This is a genomic window from Litorerythrobacter xanthomarinus (assembly GCF_046254955.1).
GTDB lineage: Bacteria > Pseudomonadota > Alphaproteobacteria > Sphingomonadales > Sphingomonadaceae > Qipengyuania_C.
In genome coordinates this window covers 333,839-350,852 of record NZ_JBJXRG010000002.1, presented here as the reverse complement: position 1 = coordinate 350,852, position 17,014 = coordinate 333,839, and the positions used below count along the sequence as shown (strand labels likewise).

Sequence of the window (17,014 nt, the reverse complement as noted above, 5' to 3'; positions counted from 1 at the left end):
AGAATTGGCGGATAAACAGGCGCAGATTAACCTGGCCGGCGGCACACATGATTTCCCGGTACTTCAGGGAAGTATCGGCCCTGATGTGGTCGATATTCGCAAACTGTATGGTTCGACGGGCGCTTTCACCTATGACCCCGGTTACAAGTCAACCGCAAGCTGCGAAAGCGCGCTGACCTATATCGATGGCGAAGAAGGCGTGCTTCTCCATCGGGGCTATCCGATCGGTCAGCTGGCCGAGCATTCAAGCTTCATGGAGGTTTCCTACCTGCTTCTGAATGGCGAGTTGCCGAGCGAAGACGATCTGAACGATTTCAACCATACGATCACCCGGCACACCATGCTGCACGATCAGCTCCGGCAGTTCTACCAGGGCTTCCGGCGCGACGCGCACCCGATGGCAATCATGTGCGGTGTGGTTGGAGCTCTTTCGGCGTTTTATCACGACAGCACCGATATCTCCGATCCCGAGCATCGCAAGATCAGCTCCCACCGCCTCATCGCCAAGATGCCGACTATTGCGGCGATGGCTTACAAATATGCCGTAGGGCAGCCGTTCCTTCACCCTGATAACTCCTTGAGTTACACGGGGAACTTCCTGCGAATGACATTTGGTGTTCCAGCGGAGGAATATGAAATACATCCTGCCATCGAACGAGCGATGGACCGGATATTCATCCTTCATGCCGATCATGAGCAGAACGCATCGACCTCGACGGTTCGTCTCGCCGGCTCGTCTGGCGCAAACCCGTTTGCCTGTGTCGCCGCGGGTATTGCCTGCCTTTGGGGTCCTGCACACGGCGGCGCGAACGAAGCGGCGCTCAACATGTTACAGGAAATTGGCAGTCCTGATCGTATCCCGCACTACATAGAGCGCGCAAAGGACAAGAATGATCCGTTCCGGCTCATGGGTTTCGGCCACCGTGTCTACAAGAACTACGACCCACGCGCGACGGTGATGCAGCAGACGCTGCGTGAAGTATTCGACGCGCTAGAAGTCAGCGACCCGGTATTCGAAACCGCACTCCAGCTGGAAGAGCTCGCGCTCAACGATGATTACTTCAAGGAAAAGAAGCTGTTCCCGAATGTGGATTTCTATTCCGGCATCATCCTGAATTCGATTGGCTTCCCGACTACCATGTTCACCGCGCTGTTCGCGCTCGCGCGCACGGTAGGCTGGGTCGCGCAGTGGAACGAGATGATCTCCGATCCAGGCCAGGTTATCGGTCGTCCGCGCCAGCTGTACACCGGCCCGACCCAGCGAGACTACATTCCAGTCGACAAGCGCTAAGAGCTCAAAGGTTCAATCGGCGGCAGGCACGCTCAGCGTAAAGCGGGCGCCCTGCCCCGGTTCGCTTTCAACGGTAAGATCGCCGCCCATTGCGCGCGCAATTCGCTGCGAAATGTAGAGACCGAGGCCTGAACCGCCATCGCCGCTGCGACCAAGGCGCTCGAATTTCTCGAATACCTTGCCCTGCTGTTCGAGAGTGAGTCCCTTCCCCTGATCGCTGACGGAAATGGTGGCAAGCCCGTTCTGTTTCGCCAAAGCGACGGCAATATTGGTCCCTTCGGGGCTGTAATTGAGGGCATTCCCGATGACGTTGAGCAAAATCTGTATGACGCGGCGAAATTCTGCCGTGGCTGGAAGGCTTGCACTCTCATCCGGCAGCGCAATTTCGATGCCCCGTTCCTGAGCCTTGCCGGCGAGCATGCCTGTGGCGCGCCGAACGGCATCGAGCAAATCGATCCGGTCAGGCGCAGTCGCGAAGTCTTCACCTTCGACCACTTCGAGATCTGCCAAGTCGTCGATCAGGCCAAGAAGATGCTGCGCTGCGTCAGCGATATCGCCAGCGTACTCACTATACTCCTGCTTGAGCGGACCCGCGAGCCGGGCACGAATTGTCTCAGCATTGCCCAGGATCCGGCCGATCGGCTCTCGCAAGATCGGCGCGATATCGCGTCCGATTACCGGCGCTTCCGTAGCAGCCTGACTTCCGCCCGAGTTGTCATGATCGGGCAGAGGCGTGTCCGCGGACAGGTAGAGTTCGAAACCCGCCGATCCAGGTTCCGGTTGACCGAGCGGGACAAGCACCGCAGTCCAATGGCGATCGGAGCCCTCTACAACACATCGTGCGCCGTCGAGCAGGCGCCAATGCATCGGTTGTTCGTGACCGAGCGCGGGGAACTCCAGGAAGTCAGTCCACGGCCTTCCGATCCCGACTTGCATCCTTTCCGCGAGATCCTTGAGGTCTGCAGCTTCGAACTGGACCGAGATCACACCTTGTGAAGGACTTAGCCGCGCGGTCAGTTCGGCAAGTTGACGGTCAAGTTCCACCGCAAGCTGCGCAGTGGCCGCTTCGTCTTCTGCAGCCTCTTGCTGTGCTCGCCATGATACGACTCCTATCTCGCATCCTCCAGCATTCTGGGGAATGACGTCGATCCATGCAGAAATGGTATCTGAGCCGTCAAACGCGTGGACTTCTCGCGAGAGCCTCAGTCCGTACTCTCTAGATTTCCGAACCAGTGCGAGTATTTCCGGAGCTGCGATAATCGTGCCGATGGCACCGCCGCACCGCTCCTGGAGGCTGGCCAGCGGCTCATCTGCCTCGATCAGTTTGTCGGAGCCGTCGGTTTGCCCGGTCGCGATATATGTCTTTGCCTCAGCGGTCATGACTGGGTCCGGTTCGGCGATTCATCCAGCAGTGCCGCCGCATTGTCGCACGCGATGGTGCTACTGCCAGTCGGAATGGCCGCGTCATCGTGGAGAAAGAGCAGGAGTTCATCGACCGATTGAGGCTTGATGCCGGCAGACCGCAACAGGAGCAGGAGCCGCACGGCCTGGCGCTTGTTGGTTGCAGCAACCACCCCTTCTCTTGGCTGGCTTGCCGCAGCTGAAAGCGCACTCAGGAACAGTGCCACACCTGCATGTTGGACAGTCAGCGCGGCAGTCACGCCTTTGCTCATCGCTACAACCAGCCTTTCGAGTAGGCCCAACCGGTTGCTTGACGGGTCGTAACCAGCGCGCAACCGCTCGTCAGTTGCCTCCAATGCCGAGACATTTGCTGGCTCGGCAGTACTGCGCCAGGCTTGCAGAGCGCCATGGAAAAGCTCCGGCGGCAGCTCGTCCAACGGCAACTCCATCCTGCGCTGCGCCCGCGCAAACCGCGCCTGCGCCGAAAGGACTTCCATGCCCAGCGATGCAGTCGAGGGCTCGTCCGAAGCTATCAGTGCCTGGATGAGCGGTGAGATTACCGGATCGAGGGCGTGCTCGGTCTCGAGCCTAAGTGCCAGCTGCCATTCGAGTGCCAAGGCATGGCAATGCGCCAATAGCGCACCGTGTGAACCCAGTTCACGCTCCAGCTTGGCAGTCCGATCGATTGATATTGGTCGGCTATCATTGCTACCGGCACCCTCGGCCTCCGCTCGGAGCAACTCCTTTGCAAAACCGCTTATGAGGCCGCGAACCCGTGCAACCACTTCATCGCTGAACAGTTCGTGGTCGGCATTTCCCAGCAAATGCGCGAGCACGGGAGCGATCCTTGCAAGATCAAGATCGCCTGCTGCTAGCGCTTTGGCAAGCGCCGCCTCATCAGCCAGCCATTCGGGAGAATCGGGTGCGTGCTCGATCATGCCCGGATCCTAGCACAGCGTGGTTAAGCGGTTGTTAGCCGATTTCGCCGCTGCACGAAAAGTAGTAGTCCCACGATTACGAGGGCAATACCCGCCATGGCTGGCTTTAAAGCGCCCAACCCGGCTGCAATGGCAAATCCGGTGAACACGAGTGTGCGATCTCGAAGCGGTGCAAGGAGCTTGGTTCGCGAGGATTGCCCAGCGAGCCTCAGCAACCCCACGACCAATACGGATAGCACTGCATTGTCGATGCGTGGTCCATCCAGCGTCGCAAGAACTGCAAGGGCGATAAACGCAGCATCGAAAGCAAATAAAATGACATCATCAAGCCACGGGAAACGTGACTTTTTTTGATGGATCGCGCTCATCATTCCGGAAAGCGATCGACCAATATCCCCAAGGAATGATCCGAATGCGAGCAGACCCATGCCGAGGATTGCCAAGCCTTCATATCCGCCAAGCAATGCCCCGGCAGCCGTCAATATGCCCAAAGTTTTTGCTGGGCCTCCCGATAACCCGCGATCGAGGGCCATGGGAGCTATCCGAAAGGCAATCATGTCCGCCAAGGCTCGCATTGGCTGGATAATGCCGCTGCGGCTCGCGTAGCGGCGCAGAAACTCTCCTTCATATTCTGAAACTTGCTGCTCACTCTTGGCAAGAAGCCAGCCCGAGCGCATGGCCTTGGCACCGTCGAGCGGAATCACTCGTGTACCGCGCTGGAGTGACAGCCGCAGGAGAGCAGATATCGGATCGCTATCCGGAGGGAGCTGTGCCAGCCCCTCCACGATAGAGCCACGCGCCCGGAGAACCCCTGCCCAAGCCCATTCGGCGTCTACGCGCTCGTATCCCTCTTCAACCGCGCGTTCCGCAGGTATGACGAGAACACCTGGTTTGTCACCCAACCGGTCCTCAAGCACTGAGAATTCTGGCAGGACGCCGTCACCGAAGACCAGGAGCTCATCAGTTCCCGAAACCTGCCCTAACAATGCCATGCAGCCCGAGACAGCGTGAAACTTGGCACCGCCGTCCTTGGCACATTCCTGCAGGTCGATGACATCCGAATCGATGCCGTCGACAAGGCAAACGATTCGTTCGCAGCCAAAGCGAATTGATGCATCGATCTGGCGTTCAGCAACGCTTTTTCCTGCAAACCGCAGCAGGCCGCGGCGCTCGGGCTCTTCTCCCTCGCTTTCCTCACAGATCGACAGCAAGGCAACAAGCACACTGGTCTCCCGTTCGAAGCAGCATCGCTCCGTTGCGCATAATGTAACGAATTCTCCACTTGCTCGCCAAGGTACAGACCGCTCTCCAGCATGATTTGTGCGCCGATTTGCGCGAGACTGAAGGTAAAAGCCCTTTAACCAAACGTGATCTGTGTTACTTTTCAACGATGACCAATGGATCGCACATTCGCGCGGTTGGCGAGGAAACTCTGTCTCAAGCCAATCCAGAAGCAGAAACGCAAGCGCTTGATGCTCTTGAGCTCAATACTCCCGTCGAGGAAGACGAGTGGCTTGAATGGGAAGAGGATGGCCCTTCACCGCGCAATTGGACCGATTGGCTCCTGCCACTTTTCTACACTCTTGCGATTGCTGCGTGGACCGGCTTCTTTGGCTGGGTGAACCTGGCCGCAATCCTCGGAGGAGCGACGCCCGCTGAGTGGGTCGACCTTGTAACCCAGTGGGCGATTCCCGTCTTGTTGATCGTAGCAGTCTGGCTGTTGACAATGCGATTGAGCCGCAAGGAGGCGGGGCGATTTGGAGACGCGGCAAATGCGCTCTCGGCTGAAGCGCGGGCACTCGAAGAACGACTGACCGTGGTCAACCGGGAGCTCAGCTTGGCCCGCGAATTTCTGGGCGAACAATCGCGCGAACTGGATTTCCTTGGTCGAACCGCAACCGACCGGATATCCAAACATGCCGGTGAGCTTCAGTCGCTGATCCAGAACAATGGCGATCAGGTAGACGCGATAGCGAGCGTAAGCAGCACCGCTTTGGAAAATATGGGCAAGCTCAGGGACGACCTTCCTGTCATCGCCAGTTCGGCGCGCGACGTCAGCAATCGGATTGGCGGCGCGGGTCGCGAAGCCCAAGGGCAACTGGACGAGCTGGTATCAGGTTTCGAACGACTCAACGAATTCGGACAGGCGAGCGAGAACCAGGTGGTCTCATTCCGCGGCCGTGTGGATGAGGCGATTGCCGCTTTTGAGGCGCAGGCAAGCGAACTCGATACAATCGCGGAGGCGCGATTTGCTACGCTCAGGGAGAAATCGGAAGAATTCCGCGTGGAACTGGCGGGGCGAGAGGTGGATGCGCTCTCCGCGATGCGCCACCGCTCGTCAAAGTTGATGGATGAACTGGAGCAAGCCAGACACACGCTTCTCGACGAGGAAGAACAAGCACTCGCTGCCATGCGGACGAGGATTTCGTCATTGCGCGATGAATCCACTGCGATTTCACGGGCCGTCCGCGAAGGAGAGATGAGCGCAGGGGAAGCTTACAGCAACCAGATCACGGGCCTGCAACAGCGCTTGGTCGAAACGGTTGAGGAGATCCAGCGGCTCGACCATATGGCTCTCGAAAACGCGCAAGCGAAGCTACACGGCCTGCGTAAGGAAGCCGAGGACGTCGATGCCAAGCTTGTAGAAAGAAACCAGCGGTTCCTGGCCGAAATGAGCAAACGTCGCGAAATCTTTGCACGCGACGAAACGAATGCGATCGAGGCACTTTCACAAAGGCTGGTGACCCTCGATACCGAGATCGCCACTCGGCGCGAGGCACAGCTGGATCAATCACAGCAACTGGCTGACAGCAGTGAAGCGATCGCCAACCGCATTGAATCGCTCGGATCCGTGCTTGAGACCCTGATGCTCCGATCTGACGAGGTCGAGGGCAGGCTTGGCGGTAACGTCGGAGAATTGCGGCAAAAACTCTCTGAGAGCGAGACAGCGATCAGCGAAGCAAGCAGCGCGCTAGCGGAGCTGACCGAAGCCAGTGTCCGATTGCTCGAGCTGATCCATGCAGGTTCGCAGCATAGCAAAGGCGAATTGTCCGAAGCGATTGGCCTTGCCGAAACTCAGTTGAAAGATGTCGAGCAACGCGGCGAAGCCCTCGGGCTTATGCTCGAGGGAGCGGCTGATCGCGGAAAGGCGCTGTCTGACTATGTGATCCGGGCCAAATCGGTGAGCGAGCAGACGATGGAAGAAATCGGATCGCTGCATTCCGGCCTTGAAGAGCGCAACCGGGCTCACATGATGGGCCTGGGCAAGCTGCAGGAACAGCTGGTCATGCTCGAACGCCAGAGCGAAACGCTCTCGCAACGCAGTCGTGGTGAACTTACCGAAGCAATCGCCGAACTTGAGAATGCGGCCCAGAACGTCAGCAACACTTTAGCTGAGACCTCACGTGCGAGCGTGGCCAAGCTCGCACTAGTGGTTGGTTCCGAAAGTGCCAAGGCGATCGACAAAGCGCTTAGCGAAAAAACGCGCGATTCCATCGAAGAGCTCGAACAGTCTGCGGCACGGGCCTCTAGCGTTAGTCGTGACGCGGCGGTTCAACTGCGTGACCAGCTCGGCAAAGTGGATGAACTCGCGGGCAATCTGGAAGCCCGCGTTGTACGCGCTCGGCAGCAAGCAGAAGAGCAGGTCAGCAATGATTTCGCTCGCCGGATGGCGCTCATCACCGAGAGCCTGAATTCGAACGCCATCGATATTGCCAAGGCCTTGTCGAGCGATGTGAGCGACACGGCGTGGACTTCCTATCTGCGCGGGGATCGCGGGATATTCACGCGCCGGGCCGTTCAGCTCGTTGATAATATCGAGGCGCGGGACATCGCCGAGATCTACGACAATGATCCGGAGTTTCGCGACCAGGTCAGCCACTATGTTGCCGATTTCGAGGCCATGCTGCGCTCGGTTCTATCGACGAGAGACGGCAACACTCTGGGTGTGACTCTGCTCGGATCGGATATGGGCAAGCTCTACGTGGTCTTGGCGCAGGCTATCGAGCGGCTGCGCGCATCATAGGTTCGCAGGCGGGTCGGGGAAGAAATTCAGGTCTTCGGCGACAACCCAGCCATTGATGTAATTCAAAACGTATAGCGTGGTGAGAATCGCGGAGAAGATGCTTGCGCGCATGACAATGCGCCCGGGCCGAAAATTGGCGGGCGCACTATCTGCTTGCCCCGGGACCTTGTCGATACCCATTTCGTCATGCGTCTTCACACCGAACGGCAGCATGATAAAGGCCGACATGACCCAGAACAGCGCGTAGATTGCCAGGATTGAAGTCCATTCCATCGCGATCAGTTTCCTGTCAGCATGACGCGAACCTGTGGCTTCTTGCCCGACCAGCGCTGGGCAGCCCGGCGAGCGGCAAGACGCGCAGCCTCTTTGATGTCCGGGACGCTCTTGCGCGCAGGTCCGCGCAGTTTTGACAAAGCGGTCAGGATGTCGGCCTTCGCCTCCGCAATGAACTCGTCGTGGTCCTCATCTAGCGGCAGGCCCATTGTTTCGATCGTCGGCTTCAGCTTGTGATCCAGCGCCACCACCATCATCCCGTCCCGCGAAAGCCGTCGGCGCATGGTTACAGCTTCGCCATCGGCCGGCACAATCAGGTCGCCATCCAGCACCAGTCTTCCGGCTTCGACCTGCGCGAGACGTTCCGGCCTGCCAGGAGCGAGACGGACGATATCACCGTTTTTCTGCACAACCGCTTCGGGGATGCCGTGTGAGCTTCCAAGTCGCGCCTGTTCTTGCATGTGGCGCATCTCTCCGTGCACCGGGACGAGGATCTGGGGACGTAGCCAATCATAGAGTGCTTGCAACTCGGGCCTGCCCGGATGGCCCGATACGTGGATAAACTCCTGTCGATCCGTAACCATAACGATACCGCGCGCGGCCAGCTTGTTCTGGACATAGCCGATCGAAATCTCGTTGCCCGGTATCTGCCTGCTCGAGAACAGGACCACATCGCCGGAAACCAGCTCCAATGGATGGTTCTCGTCAGCAATCCTGGCCAGGGCAGCGCGCGGTTCCCCCTGCCCCCCGGTGGCGATGATCATGATCTCACCGCGCGGCAGGCTCATCGCTGTGTTGAAATCGACCGGCTCGGGAAAATCATCGAGATAGCCATTGTCCTGCGCCACGGCGATGATGCGATCGAGCGAGCGACCGGCCACACACAGTTGGCGCCCGGTCGCCTTGGCCACCTCTCCCAAGGTGTGCAGACGGGCTACATTGCTGGCGAAAGTGGTGACAAGCACCCGCTTACCATGGTGCCGCTTCACCTCGTCCATCAGCCCGCGGTAGACCGCGCCTTCTGACCCTGATGCCTTGGGATTGAACACGTTGGTGGAATCGCACACGAGCGCGAGGATGCCTTCGTCGCCCAGTTCCGTCAGTTCCTCTTCCGTGGTTGGTTCGCCGATGATGGGTTCATCGTCGAGTTTCCAGTCACCTGTGTGGAAAATGGTCCCGTAAGACGTTTCCAGCAGCAGGGCGTGTCCCTCTGCAATCGAATGCGCCAGCGGCACGTAAGTGATGTCGAACGGACCGATCGCAAAGTTTCCGTGGTCCTTCTCGATCACGTTGACTTCGATCTGGTCGGCGAGACCGGCCTCTTCCAGCTTGCGCATCACCAGATCAGCTGTGAACGGCGTAGCATAGATCGGAACGCCCAGGTCTTCCGCGAAATAGGGGACTGCGCCGATGTGATCTTCATGCGCGTGGGTCAGCACAATGCCGAGAAGGTCACCGGTTCGCTCTTCGATGAAATCCATATCGGCAAACACCAGGTCGACACCGGGATATTCGTTGCCCGAGAACGTCATGCCAAGATCGACCATCAGCCATTTACCATCGCAGCCGTAGAGATTGACGTTCATGCCAATCTCGCCCGATCCGCCTAGCGCGAGGAACAGCAGTTCTTTTTCAGGCGTGAAATCCTTCCTCACGCGCTCTCCGCCCGTTCCGCGAGTATCGCCAGGCCTTCAAGCGTGAGATCGGCATCCACCGCGTCGAATATCTCGGTGTGATTATCGAACAGGATCGCGAGACCGCCTGTGGCTATCATTCTGGTCTCCCGGCCAATCTGATCTCTCATCTTGGCGATCAAACCCTCCATCATCGCAACATAGCCCCAGAAGACACCGATGAGCATCTGGTCCTCGGTATTCGTACCGATAACGCTGTCGTCGCGCGGAGATTCGATGGCAATGCGAGGAAGCATTGCAGTCTTGCCCACCAATGCATCGAGAGACAGATTGATGCCCGGAGCAATGATCCCGCCCTTGTAGGCCCCATTAAAGTCGATCGCATCGAAGGTCGTGGCGGTGCCGAAATCGACGATGATAAGGTCACCATCATACTTGGCGTGCGCGGCCAAGGCGTTGAGCGCGCGGTCAGCGCCAAGTGAACGGGGCTCATCGACATCGATCTGGAAATTCCAGCATGCCTTGTCAATACCAGCGATCAGCGGCGTAATCTGGAAATACTTCTCGCTCAGCACAGTGAGATTGTGGACCGCGCGCGGCACAACGGTTCCCAGGATGATCTGCTTGATCTGCGATCGCTCAACGCCTTCCACGTTCAATAGCTGGAGCAACCATACCGCGTATTCGTCTCCGGTCCGCCGTGGATCGGTCGCGATGCGCCAGCGCGCTTTAAGCTCGCGCCCGTCAAAAAGCGCGAAAACCACATTGGTATTACCGACATCTACAGCCAGCAGCATGGTGTTCTCCTCAAACGAGCGAAACGTCGCCGGCGTGGATGGCACGTAAGGACCCATCCGCCAAGCGCAACGAAAGTGAACCGTCTTCGCCAAGCCCCGTAAACTGGCCTTCGACAAGGCTTCCATCCGGTTCGTGCACCTTCATGGCGGTTCCCACAGGTGTGGCTGCCGCCGTCCAGCGACGCAGGATCGGTCCCAATCCGAAATTGCGCCAGCGCTCCAGCTCGAGTGCGAATTGGGCGGCCAGCTGCTCGGCGAAATGATTGCGGTCGGGTGTGGGAACGTCGAATGAGAGTGCGATGGTCGGTCGGTCGGCCAACTTTGGCGAATGCGCCAAATTGACGCCTATCCCGATAACAACGACATCCTCTACCCGCTCGAGCAGGATGCCGGAAAGCTTTGCGCCATGAAAGAGAAGGTCATTCGGCCATTTGAGCCGCAAAGCGTCTGGCCTCGGGATGATCGCGGAAACCAGCTCGTGTAACGCCAATCCGGTTAGCAGCGCCAAGGTGGGTGTCGGTGGATCGGCAGGGGATATCCGGACAACGGTAGAGCCCATGAAGTTGCCAGCGCCATCGGACCAGTTGCGACCTTGCCGCCCTCGCCCCGCCGTCTGGCGATCGGTGACGAGCCAGTCACCTTCGGCCACGCGTTCGCCATCATTCAGACGCTGAGCAAGGTCAGCATTCGTAGAACCGGTCTCTTCGACGTAGCGGATCAAATCGTGAGGAACAACGCGCTTGCAGCACGCTCAGCCCATTCGCCCAGCCATGGCGTCAGCAGGTATCCGAACGGAAGGACGAACACAGTCGTGAAGCCAAGTATGGCCCAGTGGGCAGTATCCGACTTTGCTGTGGCGACGCCGGCAGCTTCGTCGAAATACATAACCTTGACGATCTTGATGTAGTAGAATGCGCCGATCACGCTGGCTGCGATACCGATGGCAGCCAGTACAATCAGGTCGGCCTGGACGGCGGCCTGGAAGACCACGAACTTGCCCCAGAAGCCGAACAATGGCGGGATCCCGGCAAGGCTGAACATCATGGAAGCAAGGCAGAACGCAAGCACTGGCTGTGTGCGGGACAAGCCCGAGATGTCGGAAACGCCTTCGAGCTGCTCTCCGGCATCATTGCGCAGCATGAGCAGCGCAACAAAGCTGCCGAGAGTCATGGCGACGTATATGACGAGATAAACCAGCATAGCGCTGGCGCCTGCGACCGTACCGGCAACGAGACCGATCAGGATGAAACCGACGTTGTTGATCGAGCTGTACGCCAGCAGCCGTTTGAGATTGGCTTGGCCGATTGCGCCAAGGGCACCCACCACGATGGACGCGAGCGCTGCAAAAATGAAAATCTGTCGCCATGCCTCTAGCTGCCCGCCAAATCCTTCTAGGGCCATGCGCATCAGGACTGCGACCGCAGCAACCTTCGGGGCGCTGGCGAAGAAAGTCGTCACCGGCGTCGGTGCGCCTTCATAGACATCCGGCGTCCACATATGGAACGGCACGGCAGCGATCTTGAAGGCGAGGCCAGCGAGGATGAATACCACGCCGAATAGCGCACCGGTCGAGAGACCGTCTGCGAAGGCAGCGCGAATACCGAGATAGGAGGTCGTGCCGGCAAAGCCGTATGTCAGACTCATGCCGAAAAGAAGGATACCAGATGCAAGTGCGCCCAAGACGAAGTATTTAAGGCCCGCTTCCGCAGAGCGATCATCGCTGCGTGCGAAGCTCGCAAGGACGTAGGACGACAGGCTTGTGAGCTCAACGCCGAGATATAGCGTCATCAGATCTACCGCTGAAACCATGATGCTCATGCCTATGGCGCTGAACAGGATCAAGAGCGGGTACTCGGGCCGATATTCGTCCTTCGCATTGAAGAACTTGCCCGCCACAATCACGCAGGCAATTGCCGCAATATAGATCAACAGCTTTGTGAAATTGGCGAAGGCATCCATCCGGAAGGTGCCGCCGAACACATCGGCGCCGAGTTCGTAAGCCGGGTTGGTCAGGAACTCGAGCACGTAGGCGCCCGCGCCCACGAGTGCTGCGACGGTAATAATGGCACACAGCCGGGCAGATGACTTCCCCATCCACGCGGCCATCAGCGTCAACACCATGCCGACGAGGGAAAGGATAATTTCCGGGCGGGTGAAGAACAGGGCGATTGAATAATCCATCAGTGCGCCCCCTCACCTGCGGCTTCATGGTGCAAAGCATTTGCTACCTCTGGCCGCGGCTCGCCAATCGTCAGTTTCGCATCGCCTTCGGGTGCCGCGCGGGCCAGTCGCGCTTCTAGCGACTGAATGTCAGCGCGCATCGGGGCGAGGAAACTCTCGGGATAGACACCCATCCAAAGCACGGCAGCGGCAATCGGGCCAAGCATCAGGTATTCGCGGAGGTTCAAGTCCGGCATGCGCGCCGCATCGGCATTCTTCTGCTCGCCGAAAGCAACGCGGCGATAAAGGTACAACATGTAGGCGGCGCCAAGGATGATGCCGGTCGTCAAGAACAACGTCACCGTGCTCGATACCTGATATGTGCCAGCGAGGCTGAGGAATTCCGCCACGAAACCGCTGGTGCCTGGCAGGCCAATGCTGGCCATGGTGAACAGCATGAAGAACAGTGCGTAATGCGGCATGTTGATCGAAAGGCCGCCATATCGATCGATCTCCCGCGTATGCAGCCGATCGTAGATTACGCCGACGCACAGGAAGAGTGCGCCGGATACTAGGCCGTGGCTCAGCATCACGATCATCGCGCCCTCGAGGCCCTGAATATTGAAGGAGAACAGCGCGGCGGTGACGATGGCCATATGCGCAACCGATGAATAGGCGATCAGCTTCTTCATGTCATGCTGCACCAGCGCCACGAGCGAAGTATAGATCACCGCGACCATCGACAGGCCAAAAATCAGCCACATGAACTGCGCGCTTGCCTCCGGGAACATTGGAAGGCTGAAACGGATGAACCCGTAGCCACCCATTTTAAGCAGCACACCGGCGAGGATCACTGAACCGGCAGTTGGCGCCTGAACGTGCGCATCGGGCAGCCAGGTATGCACCGGCCACATCGGCATCTTCACCGCGAAGCTCGCAAAAAATGCCAGCCACAGGAATGTCTGCGCATGCGGGTCAAAATCGTATTGCATCAGCGTCGGGATGTCGGTCGTCCCGGCGGTGTTCACCATCCACAGCATGGCGATCAGCATCAGCACCGATCCCAGCAGCGTGTAGAGGAAGAACTTGTAGGCCGCATAAATGCGGTTCTGCCCGCCCCAGACCCCGATTATCAGGTACATCGGGATCAGGCCGGCCTCGAAGAAGATGTAGAACAGGAACAGGTCCTGCGCGGCGAACACGCCGATCATGAGCGTTTCCATGATCAGGAAGGCGGCCATGTACTCGCCGACGCGTTCGGTGATCGAATCCCAGCTTGCGAGGATGCAGATCGGCATCAGGAATACCGACAGTACGATCAGCATCAGCGCGATCCCGTCGATCCCCAGCGCATACTTGAACTGAGCGAAGACCTTTGCTTCCTCCTGGAACTGCCACTGCGCCCCGCCGATATCGTAGTTGAGCCACAGCAGGATGCCGAGCGCGAGATTGAACAGCGTCGCGACCAGTGCGGTCATGCGGGCAGCAGGCGCATCAAGGAAATAGCACGCAATCCCGGCGAACAATGGCACGGCGAGCATGAGCGAGAGGATCGGGAAATCCATCAGAACAAAACCCATGTGATGGCCGCGACCAGCCCGAGGAGCATGATCAGTGCGTAGCTATAGAGATATCCGGATTGCAGCTTCTTCGCTGCGGCCGTGCCTTTCATAACGAGCCAGGCCGCGCCATCGGGTCCAAACCGGTCGATGATACCCACGTCACCGCGTTTCCAGAATATCCGGCCGAGCCAGAACGCTGGAACGATAAAGAGGTAGTGATACATCTCGTCGAACATCCATTTGCGATAAACGAAGCGATATATCGGGCCGAGCTGCGCCGCAGCCTTCGCAGGGATCGAGGTATCCTTGATGTAAGCCCAGAAGGCCGTGAGAAAGCCGAGGATCATCACGAAGGTCGCCGTCAGTTTGACCCAGTACGGCACTTCGTGAAGCGCATGGATCAGCTCGGCATTGAAATAGATCGATCCGGCCCAGAAGGCTTCGCCATCAATGAATGCATCTTTGTAGACGAAACCTGCAAAGACTGCACCGATTGTCAGCACGCCGAGCGGAATAAGCATCGTCACCGGGCTCTCGTGGGGATGATAGCCACCGGTGGTGTCCTCGCCCGCCTCTTCCGGCGTCTTGTGGACCGAATGCTGGATATGCTCGCTCTCGATCCAGCGCGGCTTGCCGTAGAACGTCAGGAAAACGAGCCGCCAGCTGTAGAAACTGGTCAGCAGGGCGGCGAAGGCCCCTGCCCAGAAAGCGAACATCGCCATTTCCGTGCCGCGTGCATAGGCAGCTTCGAGGATCGCGTCCTTCGAGTAGAAGCCCGCGAAACCGAACACGTAGAGAATGCCCACGCCGGTGATCGCCAGCGTGCCCGCCATCATGGCCCAATAGGTTAGCGGGATATGTTTACGCAGCGCGCCGTAATAGCGCATGTCCTGCTCGTGATGCATCGCGTGGATCACCGAGCCTGCGCCAAGGAAAAGCAGCGCCTTGAAGAAAGCATGCGTGAAGAGGTGGAACATCGCAGCGCCATAAGCGCCGACGCCCGCCGCGAAGAACATGTAGCCCAACTGCGAGCAAGTCGAATAGGCGATGACCCGTTTGATGTCCCACTGAGTCGTGCCCACCGTCGCCGCAAAAAGGCAAGTCGCCGCGCCAACGAAGATCACCATGCCGAGCGCGATCGGAGCAGTCTCGAACATCGGAGAGAGGCGACAGACCATGAATACGCCAGCGGTTACCATCGTGGCGGCGTGGATCAGGGCGGAGACCGGTGTCGGGCCCTCCATCGCGTCGGGAAGCCATGTGTGGAGACCCAGCTGCGCCGATTTGCCCATCGCCCCGATGAACAGCAGGATGCACAGGATATCCATAGTGTGCATGCGGTAACCGAGGAAGCCGATCGTTGCGCCCGACACGGCCGGTGCGGCTTCGAGAATTTCCGGGATCGAGGTGGTCTGGAACACCAGATAGGTGCCGAAGATGCCAAGCATGAAGCCAAGGTCACCCACGCGGTTGACGACAAAGGCCTTGATCGCCGCGGCATTGGCGCTCGGCTTCTTGAACCAAAAGCCGATCAGGAGGTAACTCGCGAGGCCGACCCCTTCCCAACCGAAGAACATCTGGACAAGGTTGTCGGCGGTAACCAGCATCAGCATGGCGAAGGTGAAAAGCGAAAGGTATGCGAAGAAGCGCGGTTGGTCCGGGTCATCCTCCATGTACCCCCAAGAGTACAGGTGGACGAGCGCGGATACGGTGGTGATCACCACCAGCATCACTGCCGTCAGCGTGTCGACCCGCAGTGCCCAGTCAAAGCTGAGCGTGCCCGATTGCACCCATGTCAGCACCGGGACGACGGTTGCGTCGGCGCTTCCCGTAAGGAATCCGTAGAAGATCGGCCAGCTCAGGATGCACGAGAGGAACAGCGCGCCCGTGGTGAGCGATTTCACCACGGTATTGCCGAGCGTGCGGTTGCCCAGCCCGCCAATGATGGCGGCCAGCAGCGGCGCGAAGACGATGATCAGGATCGACGTGTCCACTTGGGGCTACCCCTTCATCCGGTTGACATCGTCGACCGCGATCGTGCCGCGCCCACGGAAATAGATGACCAAGATGGCCAGGCCGATAGCGGCCTCGGCTGCAGCCACGGTCAACACGAACATGGCAAATACCTGCCCGGTCAGGTCATCCAGGAAGGCGCTGAAACCGACCAGGTTGATATTCACCGCGAGCAGGATCAGTTCGATCGACATCAGGATGACAATCACGTTCTTGCGATTGGCAAAGATGCCAAGCACGCCGAGCACGAACAGGATCGAGCTGACGACAATGTAATGCTCTACGCCGATCACAGCTCGACCCCCTGCCCAACTTCGGGATCCTTCATCACCGTCGCATCTTCCGGACGGCGGCGAACCTGCTTGCCAATATTCTGGTGGCTGCGCTTAGCCTGCGTCGGACGATGCGTCAGCACGATTGCCCCGATCATCGCGACCAGCAGGATCAGGCCGGCAGCCTCGAACAGCAGGATGTACTTGCCGTAGATCAGTACGCCTAGGCTGGCGGTATTACTTTCGCCTAATATCGGTGCGGCGTCACCCGCAGGCGTTCCCAGATCGATCGCTCCCGCGCTGTAGGCACCGATGCCCAGTACCAATTCTGCCAGTAAGACCAGCGCAATCAGCAATCCCAACGGCATGTTTTTGATGAAACCGGCGCGCAGTTCAGCGAAATCGATGTTGAGCATCATCACGACGAACAGGAAAAGCACCGCGACAGCGCCCACGTAAACGATCACCAGCAGCATCGCGATGAACTCGGCGCCGACCAGGATCATGAGTCCCGCCGCATTGAAGAAGGCGAGGATCAGCCACAGCACCGAATGCACCGGATTGCGCGAAGTCACCACCATGACCGCGCTGGCGATCACGAGAGCAGAAAACATGTAAAAGGCGAGAGCTTGGATCATCAGTCGGCGCG

Annotated in this window: 14 protein-coding genes; 2 read left to right on the top strand and 12 right to left on the bottom strand. The window is 58.6% G+C overall.

The features are described from left to right. Positions 1-4 precede the first annotated feature (4 nt). A complete protein-coding gene (locus ACEWMW_RS10965) occupies positions 5-1,291 on the top strand; it encodes a citrate synthase (protein WP_409413970.1) in 1,287 nt (428 codons plus the stop codon). A 12-nt stretch (positions 1,292-1,303) separates the two neighbouring features. On the opposite strand, the gene ACEWMW_RS10960 is transcribed toward ACEWMW_RS10965, so the two are convergent. The 3 genes from ACEWMW_RS10960 to ACEWMW_RS10950 are packed head-to-tail and all read right to left on the bottom strand — an operon-like array spanning position 1,304 to position 4,853. Further along, positions 1,304-2,671: a sensor histidine kinase gene (locus tag ACEWMW_RS10960; protein ID WP_409413969.1), complete on the bottom strand. Its 1,368-nt coding sequence runs from the start codon at positions 2,669-2,671 to the stop codon at positions 1,304-1,306. Further along, positions 2,668-3,630, bottom strand: coding sequence for a hypothetical protein (locus tag ACEWMW_RS10955; RefSeq protein ID WP_409413968.1), 963 nt, complete (start codon positions 3,628-3,630; stop codon positions 2,668-2,670). Before ACEWMW_RS10955 ends, ACEWMW_RS10960 begins: the two co-directional genes overlap by 4 nt. A gap of 23 nt (positions 3,631-3,653) precedes the next feature. Then, a complete protein-coding gene (locus ACEWMW_RS10950; RefSeq protein ID WP_409413967.1) occupies positions 3,654-4,853 on the bottom strand; it encodes a hypothetical protein in 1,200 nt (399 codons plus the stop codon). Positions 4,854-5,020: 167 nt separating this feature from the next. Between ACEWMW_RS10950 and ACEWMW_RS10945 the strand changes: the two genes are divergently transcribed. Continuing rightward, the gene (locus tag ACEWMW_RS10945; RefSeq protein WP_409413966.1) at positions 5,021-7,654 is read left to right on the top strand and encodes a coiled-coil domain-containing protein; all 2,634 of its coding nucleotides are present in this window, start codon (positions 5,021-5,023) and stop codon (positions 7,652-7,654) included. Here the strand turns inward: ACEWMW_RS10945 and ACEWMW_RS10940 are convergent. The 9 genes from ACEWMW_RS10940 to ACEWMW_RS10900 are packed head-to-tail and all read right to left on the bottom strand — an operon-like array spanning position 7,649 to position 17,003. Then, the gene (locus ACEWMW_RS10940; RefSeq protein WP_409413965.1) at positions 7,649-7,927 is read right to left on the bottom strand and encodes a DUF1467 family protein; all 279 of its coding nucleotides are present in this window, start codon (positions 7,925-7,927) and stop codon (positions 7,649-7,651) included. The two genes, ACEWMW_RS10945 and ACEWMW_RS10940, sit on opposite strands and share 6 nt — an antisense overlap. A gap of 5 nt (positions 7,928-7,932) precedes the next feature. After that, the gene (locus tag ACEWMW_RS10935) at positions 7,933-9,582 is read right to left on the bottom strand and encodes a ribonuclease J (protein WP_409413964.1); all 1,650 of its coding nucleotides are present in this window, start codon (positions 9,580-9,582) and stop codon (positions 7,933-7,935) included. Continuing rightward, a complete protein-coding gene (locus tag ACEWMW_RS10930; protein ID WP_409414455.1) occupies positions 9,579-10,358 on the bottom strand; it encodes a type III pantothenate kinase in 780 nt (259 codons plus the stop codon). The genes ACEWMW_RS10935 and ACEWMW_RS10930 overlap by 4 nt, the downstream gene beginning before the upstream one ends. A gap of 10 nt (positions 10,359-10,368) precedes the next feature. Beyond that, on the bottom strand, positions 10,369-11,079 hold the full coding sequence (locus tag ACEWMW_RS10925; RefSeq protein ID WP_409413963.1) for a biotin--[acetyl-CoA-carboxylase] ligase: 711 nt from the start codon (positions 11,077-11,079) through the stop codon (positions 10,369-10,371). Then, entirely contained in the window at positions 11,076-12,539 is a 1,464-nt protein-coding gene (gene nuoN / locus ACEWMW_RS10920) for an NADH-quinone oxidoreductase subunit NuoN (protein WP_409413962.1), read from the bottom strand. The genes ACEWMW_RS10925 and nuoN overlap by 4 nt, the downstream gene beginning before the upstream one ends. After that, positions 12,539-14,098: an NADH-quinone oxidoreductase subunit M gene (locus ACEWMW_RS10915; protein ID WP_409413961.1), complete on the bottom strand. Its 1,560-nt coding sequence runs from the start codon at positions 14,096-14,098 to the stop codon at positions 12,539-12,541. The genes nuoN and ACEWMW_RS10915 overlap by 1 nt, the downstream gene beginning before the upstream one ends. Beyond that, complete coding sequence (gene nuoL, locus ACEWMW_RS10910) at positions 14,083-16,074, bottom strand: NADH-quinone oxidoreductase subunit L (RefSeq protein WP_409413960.1); 1,992 nt, start codon at positions 16,072-16,074, stop codon at positions 14,083-14,085. The genes ACEWMW_RS10915 and nuoL overlap by 16 nt, the downstream gene beginning before the upstream one ends. A 6-nt stretch (positions 16,075-16,080) precedes the next feature. After that, entirely contained in the window at positions 16,081-16,386 is a 306-nt protein-coding gene (nuoK, locus tag ACEWMW_RS10905) for an NADH-quinone oxidoreductase subunit NuoK (RefSeq protein ID WP_409413959.1), read from the bottom strand. Further along, the gene (locus tag ACEWMW_RS10900; protein ID WP_409413958.1) at positions 16,383-17,003 is read right to left on the bottom strand and encodes an NADH-quinone oxidoreductase subunit J; all 621 of its coding nucleotides are present in this window, start codon (positions 17,001-17,003) and stop codon (positions 16,383-16,385) included. The genes nuoK and ACEWMW_RS10900 overlap by 4 nt, the downstream gene beginning before the upstream one ends. Positions 17,004-17,014: the final 11 nt, after the last annotated feature.

Bases quoted from the DNA above. Each gene is read 5' to 3' on its own strand.
- ACEWMW_RS10960 (WP_409413969.1), bottom strand. From the start codon at position 2,671: ATGACCGCTGAGGCAAAGACATATATCGCGACCGGGCAAACCGACGGC.
- ACEWMW_RS10955 (WP_409413968.1), bottom strand. From the start codon at position 3,630: ATGATCGAGCACGCACCCGATTCTCCCGAATGGCTGGCTGATGAGGCG.
- ACEWMW_RS10945 (WP_409413966.1), top strand. From the start codon at position 5,021: ATGACCAATGGATCGCACATTCGCGCGGTTGGCGAGGAAACTCTGTCT.
- ACEWMW_RS10940 (WP_409413965.1), bottom strand. From the start codon at position 7,927: ATGGAATGGACTTCAATCCTGGCAATCTACGCGCTGTTCTGGGTCATG.
- ACEWMW_RS10930 (WP_409414455.1), bottom strand. From the start codon at position 10,358: ATGCTGCTGGCTGTAGATGTCGGTAATACCAATGTGGTTTTCGCGCTT.
- nuoN (WP_409413962.1), bottom strand. From the start codon at position 12,539: ATGGATTATTCAATCGCCCTGTTCTTCACCCGCCCGGAAATTATCCTT.
- ACEWMW_RS10915 (WP_409413961.1), bottom strand. From the start codon at position 14,098: ATGGGTTTTGTTCTGATGGATTTCCCGATCCTCTCGCTCATGCTCGCC.
- ACEWMW_RS10900 (WP_409413958.1), bottom strand. From the start codon at position 17,003: ATGATCCAAGCTCTCGCCTTTTACATGTTTTCTGCTCTCGTGATCGCC.